Below are 6,239 nucleotides of genomic sequence, written 5' to 3'. Positions count from 1 at the left end.
CACTTGATCGAGCGCCATGTGCTTGCTGCCGAGCGCCTGCATGGCGACGACACCACCATCCGCATCCTGGCGAAGGGCAAGTGCAAGACCGGTCGGATCTGGACATATGTGCGGGATGACCGGCCCTTCGCCGGGCCAGCGCCACCGGCCGCGATCTATTACGCCTCGAGCGACCGTCGAGGCGAGCATCCCCAGAAGCATCTGGCCGCCTTCGCCGGTATCCTGCAAGCCGATTGCTACAACGGCTTCGAGCCGCTGTTCGATCCGCAGAAGAAGGTGCTGCCGATTACGCCGGCGTTTTGCTTCGCCCATGCGCGGAGGGGCTTCTTCGAGCTGGCCGACATCGAGAAGAACGCCCGGGAAAGGCCACAGGGTTCCTCGACGATGGCAGGATCTGCTTGACCAATAATTGCGCTGAGCGCGCCCTGAGAGGCATCGCATTGGGAAGGCGGAACTGGACCTTCGCCGGTAGCGAGCGTGGTGCCGACCGTGCCGCCATCATGCTGACGATGATCACGACCTGTCGCCTGTCGCCTCAACGACCTCGATCCAAAGGCTTGGCTCGCCGACGTCTTGGCCCGTATCGCCGATCATCCCGCATCGCGTCTGCACGAGCTGCTGCCCTGGGAATGGAAGCTCCTGCGTCAGGTCGACAAGGCCGCCGATCAGCAGGCTGCCTGACCTTCACCAAACGCCATCATAGCTCTCGCTGTGTTCGCGCGCATGCGCCAACCAGGCGGCCTTCGTCGTATGCGTACGCCACGGGTGGCCGGCTTCAGATCGGAATCCCCGGCCGGCTTCGAATTGGAATGCATGACCGGCTTCGTCGGAATCCGCACTCAGCTTTTGCAGAACCTCCTGCACACTACCCGATGTCCCGCCGGGAGGATGATCGTGGTGACCTCGGTCAATCGGCTGGTGGCGGCTCAGCCGCACCCCGCTGCAAGCTGCAAGCGATGAGACACCCCATCTGGCATCATCCCCCTCCGAAAGAACCATGCGCGCTACGGGCAACAGTTCGCATTAAGGTGACAGCTATCGGCCTACTCTTATGAGCTGACGATAGATCTACCAGCCGCGCTCGCCCCGTTTGCGCAACGCCGACCCGCTCCGATGGACCGAGCGCTACCGTCTTGACGGCTTGCTTGAAAAACAGAATTGACATCTATCCGCAATCGAAGCGCCGATTGAGACAACACGTCAATCGTTTGAAAATTTGGCTCTGACTCGTACGTGGAACGGCCGCGGCTGAAACGTCCTTCTGGTTGAACCGAGGATGACTAGACCGCCTTTGCACCATGATCGAGGCAGTGTAGCTGCAGCAAGTCGCTGATGAAATCCAACAATATACGACAGAGATTACTCGTGAAAGGCTGCTTCCGTCGCCAGCTTTCCTAGTCCTCGCAGAACTGCCGCGAGAGGTTGAACTAGGTGCGAAGGAATACACGCATCCACGAAGCCATCCGCTAGCAGCGCGCGGGCTAGTGGAACATTTCGCATCACCGGCACCCCGGCAGCGGTGGCGGCATCTACCATCCCTTGCGCGATGAGATCGGTACCAATCGCATCAACCACTGGTAGGTGAGACTGCTGCCGATCATAATAAATCGCCACTGCAATATGCGTGGGATTGGTGATCAAAACCGTCGCTCGACGCACCTGACTGTCCGCTAACAATTGCGAGCGAATTTGTCTGCGTCGGCCTTTGATCAGAGGGTCGCCTTCATTTTCCTTAAAATCTCGTTTCGCCTCGTTCAGCGACATCTTTGTTTTCTTGATGAACTGCCATCGCTGCAATGCGAAGTCCGCAATTGCCAGGACCAGATAGCTAGCGCCCACGTAATTGGCGATGTAGAATAGCATGTTGCCTGTCACCGCGCTCAGGCACGAGATTCCGCAGCCCGGCGCCGATACCAGCGCATGTACACCCTCGCGCAGCACAACCATCAAAACTAGGCCCAGGATCAGCATTTTTCCAATCGACCTACCGAGGTCGGCAATATTATGCAGTGAGCATATCCTTTTCATGTTCTCACTTGGGCTGAGCTTTTTGAGCGACGGCGCAGCTGCCCCCGGCGCAAAGATCACTCCTCTCTGCAGGAGGTGGGCACCCACACTGATGATCAGGACGACGCCAAGGAATGGCCCGATCAGACGTTGTACTTCGCCGATGTAATATTTGAGGAGCTGTCGGGTGACGCTTAGGAAGTCCTCTTTCAGAAAAGAGGCAGGCAACAGTATGGTTGCCTGAAGTCGGTCTATTCCGCCCGGTAGCCAAGCGACAAAGAGGGCGAAGAACCCAATGGTTACCGCAGCGGATACGACTTCCTTACTCTGCGGGATCTCCCCCTTCTTTTGCAGGTCCCGCAACCTCTTGGGGGTTGGGTTTTCAGTCTTTCTATCGCTCATGGCCTCACTCGGCGATGCCCTGAAGCATCACGACGGGCGACGGCATGTGCTTATCGGCGTTGCGCAAGATAATCGGCAGCGAAAGAATCAGCAGCAGAAGACCGACTGCGCTCTTGACCGACATCGCGACAAAGAAGACCTGCAGTTGCGGCGCGAACCGGCTGATCAGCGCCACCCCCAATTCGGTGAGGAACATGGCAACGATCGCTGGACCGGCGAGAATTAATGTCAGCAGCATCACCAGGTCTGAGAGACGCAGAGCCTCTGTGACGAATGCCGGACCAAAAGCAGGATAAAAGCTCCACAGAGGCCAGATGTCATACGAGTGATAGAGCGTTTCCAACACTATGGAGAAGCCGCCGGTGACGAATAGCCAGGTGGCATAAAGCTGGGCCAGGAAGCTCCCAAGAGGCGAGACCTGGTTGGCACTTGATGGATTTAAAAGGCTTGCCATCGTGGCGCCCCTGTGGCTGTCTATGAAAGTGCCGGCAGCCTCAATACCCCACATAGGCACCGCAACTGGCATACCCAGTACGAAGCCGAGCAAAAGCTCCTTGAGCCCCAGGCCTACGATCGAGATGGGGTGCGTGATATCGAGGTTCGCAGGCTTAGTTCCCCAAGCAAGGACAATTACCGGGAGCGCCAATGCCATGGTGACACCATTGCGCGCCATTCTCGTCATCATGCCGCCTCCCAGAATGGGCGCAACCAGCATCATGCCCGTCACGCGCGCCATTGCGAGCGCAAGAATGGCGAGATAAGTATGAAACTGAGCCGTATCAAATGGTGACATGCAGTGGTTCAGTAGAGATGATGGAGCTGGGGCTCGTAGCAATCGCTTCGTAGGTGACCCACGATCTAGTCTTGAACTTACATCCGGCCGATCTTGTCGAAGAGGTTCATCGCATACTGGTTAAGCTCCTCGAACCAGTCGGCGGTGGCGACCAATACCAGGCTCACGCACAGCAGCTTCACCGCGAAAGAAAGTGTCTGCTCATGAACTTGGGTCAGGGCCTGCAGAACGCTGACGGTCAGCCCGACCGCCGTAGCAACTAGGACCGTGGGCATCGACAGAACGAGTGTCAGTTTGAGCGCGCCCACGGCAATGTTGATGAGAGTGGCAGTATTCATTACGATTGCCCCGCATAGGACAAGGTGAGGCCATGAATTAGGCGCTGCCACCCGTTCACGGTAACGAACAAGAACAGCTTGAATGGTAGGGAGATTGTCATGGGCGAAACCATCATCATGCCCATTGCTAAAAGGATGTTAGAAATCACCAGATCGACAACTATGAAGGGCAGGAACAACAAGAAGCCTATCTTGAATGCCTCTTCCAATTCAGACGTCAAGAAAGCCGGGACCAGAATCAAGTACTCGCTGCCGGTTATCGCATCGGCGTCCTCCTTGTTCCACAATTCCCGAGTTGTATCCATAAAAAATTGTCGTTCCTGCTGCGACGTGTTCTTCATGAGGAAGTGACGAACTGGTTCAGCAGCTAGCGCTATCGTCTCGAGTAATTCCCCGAGATTGTCGGATCTAATCGGCCTGTCTTGCGCTGCTTGGTACGCGCTCTTGGCCACTGGCTGCATGATGTAGACCGAGAGCAGGATAGCCATCGCATTCAGGGCCATATTCGGTGGAATGTTCTGCAGCCCGAGCGCATTCCGAACCAGCCCAAATACTACTATGAGTTTCACGTAAGAGGTTACAGTAATGGCAATGAAAGGGACGAGTGCGATAGCGCCGATCAGGATTATCAGCGTACTGGGATCCGGCAACCCGGTCATCGCTCTGCTCGTGGCAGTCGCATGTCCATCACGCGCACGCCTGTCCGCTCGGCGATGCGCACCAGTTCACCGGTCGCAACGACTTGGCCATTGACGCGCAAACTAACCTTGCTAGTGGCATCAAAACCAAGATCTAGCACCTGCCCCAAGGCCAGCTCGCGAAGTTGCCTGAGCGGCATTGTCAGGCGGCCAACATCCACATCAACTGCCAGATTGATATCGTCGAAGGTTTCCGGTGGAAGCTGGTCTGGTCTATCCATTGTGCCATCTGCTGCTGCAAGGATCGTTAGGCGGCCATTCACGATCGAGCCGCGAAGGCGAGAACTGCTAGATATGGATAGAAGAACAGTGATGGCGCCGTCACGGGCAACCGGGGAGTTGTCCAGCAGGATTACGTCACCTGAAGCGATTTGTTGCATATCAACCAAAACAAGGCTGATGCGCGCGATTAGCAGATCTAAAGAAAGGGGCAGGTCATCGAGCTCCGCGCGCAGGACTGGCAGTGCAGAGCAGCAGTTGGCGATCCATTGCAGTCCGCTAGCATCGAATTCCACCAGGCCGACGAGGTCGTTGGGGCAGTGCAACCGCTGGATCTTAAATGCGTACGGCGACGCTTGGGTAATCGAGGACGGGGAACAGATCGGCCGGTAACCACACCATTGTTCCACCTGGACGGCTAGCTCTCGGAAGGCAATTTCCAATAGTATTTCCCGCAGGCCATCGTGCAGAGGCAGCGCAGTGACTTCTGGCCAGCGTTTCACCGCCATTGACGGAAGGAGCGTCGGGTCGACTGCGACGCGAATGTTGTGACCGCCGAGGCGCATCACCGCCCGGCAGTATTCCGCCGGAACCGCGGGCAGTGCCGAACCGCAGATGACAGCTTCCACATCGATACCCTTGAGGCTGAAAGGCACTGGCAGATGGGTGGCAAGACGGGAAACGGCGCCAGCCTCATCAGGGCCATAGCAGGGAAGATCGATCACGCCCCCTTCTCAGCTTCATAATGCAATGGTTGCTGCAACCCGCGAGATCGCCGGTCACTGTCTCGTTCGTCCGAAGTTGAGCTGCGCGCAACAACTGTCATCATGATCCGCATGCCGAGCCGATTGGACAAGTCGCGCGCGAATGCACGGCCTTCTAGCTGCAGGATGGGCCAAAGACGCTCAGATTCGATTGAAACGTTCAGGGTATCATCCTGGCAGCTGATGGTCACACGCGCGCTGCCGAACGGATCGCGATCAAGCACAATCTGCAACACGGCGTTGCCGACATGGTCTTGGCCCATCCGAATGCGCTCAGCTATCGTCTCCACCAACTTGGCGAGATCGGTTGATCGTGACGCCTCTTTCGCTGCCGGACACTCTGCAGGATCGAGCATGCCACCGGCCCGTGAGGCGGCCAGTAAGAAAGCGGAGATGGCTTCCGCGCTTGCTACTACATCAGTTTGATGATTGCCAAAATGCTCGGGGCCGGGCGCGTCCTGGGTTGACTCAGCATCTTCAGTCGCTTGTTCCAACATTTGCGAGAAAAGCGCCCTATCCCTGAAAGTTGCGTGCTGCGGCACCGCTGGCAGCCCCGATGACGAGGCGAAACGGTCACGTATCCCGACGGCCGACATCGCAGCACATCGTGGTAGTGCAAGCCTTGGCACCGAACGACCTCCACTGAGTTAAATAGAAGTAGGCCACCTGATTACACGGATCTCGACACCGTCGCGAGGGCGCCTCATTCGTGAACACGGCGAGCAAAGGAACTAAAACAGCAGAGCCGTTGATAGCTTGCAGAATCGTCAGACATCATATTGCCCAGACTACCTACTGGAACGGAACGACGCGTATCGAGCAAGAGGCAGACGGCCTCTGAAGAACTCTCCGCTAGAATGTAGCCCAGGGTAGATCAGAGGCAAATACGATTTCGATATTGGCCCAGTTGGGGATGTTATGTCTCTTACTCCCGCCATTTTGGGGATGTCCCGGGTTCTGTTGAATTTCTGAAGAGGTCGGCGTTGCCCCCCTTGAGCCGGTAGGCTCGGGGTGCTGA

At 56.9% G+C, this 6,239-nt stretch carries 6 protein-coding genes and 1 pseudogene; 1 reads left to right on the top strand and 6 read right to left on the bottom strand.

Annotation, left to right across the window (positions count from 1 at the left end):
- Nucleotides 1–681, top strand: a pseudogene (locus AC0L3P_RS39015) (IS66 family transposase); the annotation flags it as partial.
- 678 nt (nt 682–1,359) lie between these two features.
- On the opposite strand, the gene AC0L3P_RS39010 reads toward AC0L3P_RS39015, so the two are convergent.
- The 6 genes from AC0L3P_RS39010 to AC0L3P_RS38985 form a co-directional block, all read right to left on the bottom strand.
- Nucleotides 1,360–2,409, bottom strand: coding sequence for an EscU/YscU/HrcU family type III secretion system export apparatus switch protein (locus AC0L3P_RS39010; protein WP_473309313.1), 1,050 nt, complete (start codon nt 2,407–2,409; stop codon nt 1,360–1,362).
- Nucleotides 2,410–2,413: 4 nt separating this feature from the next.
- Complete coding sequence (gene sctT / locus AC0L3P_RS39005; RefSeq protein WP_473309311.1) at nt 2,414–3,202, bottom strand: type III secretion system export apparatus subunit SctT; 789 nt, start codon at nt 3,200–3,202, stop codon at nt 2,414–2,416.
- Between the two features lie 77 nt (nt 3,203–3,279).
- Complete coding sequence (gene sctS, locus AC0L3P_RS39000; protein ID WP_473309309.1) at nt 3,280–3,540, bottom strand: type III secretion system export apparatus subunit SctS; 261 nt, start codon at nt 3,538–3,540, stop codon at nt 3,280–3,282.
- Entirely contained in the window at nt 3,540–4,199 is a 660-nt protein-coding gene (gene sctR, locus AC0L3P_RS38995; RefSeq protein WP_473309308.1) for a type III secretion system export apparatus subunit SctR, read from the bottom strand. The genes sctS and sctR overlap by 1 nt, the downstream gene beginning before the upstream one ends.
- The gene (locus AC0L3P_RS38990) at nt 4,196–5,182 is read right to left on the bottom strand and encodes a FliM/FliN family flagellar motor switch protein (RefSeq protein WP_473309307.1); all 987 of its coding nucleotides are present in this window, start codon (nt 5,180–5,182) and stop codon (nt 4,196–4,198) included. The genes sctR and AC0L3P_RS38990 overlap by 4 nt, the downstream gene beginning before the upstream one ends.
- The gene (locus tag AC0L3P_RS38985; protein WP_473309306.1) at nt 5,179–5,817 is read right to left on the bottom strand and encodes a hypothetical protein; all 639 of its coding nucleotides are present in this window, start codon (nt 5,815–5,817) and stop codon (nt 5,179–5,181) included. The genes AC0L3P_RS38990 and AC0L3P_RS38985 overlap by 4 nt, the downstream gene beginning before the upstream one ends.
- Between the last annotated feature and the right edge of the window lie 422 nt (nt 5,818–6,239).

Source organism: Bradyrhizobium sp. WSM4874 (assembly GCF_055811835.1).
Note: the sequence above shows the minus strand (reverse complement) of the source record. Positions and strands in the feature narration are given on the sequence as shown.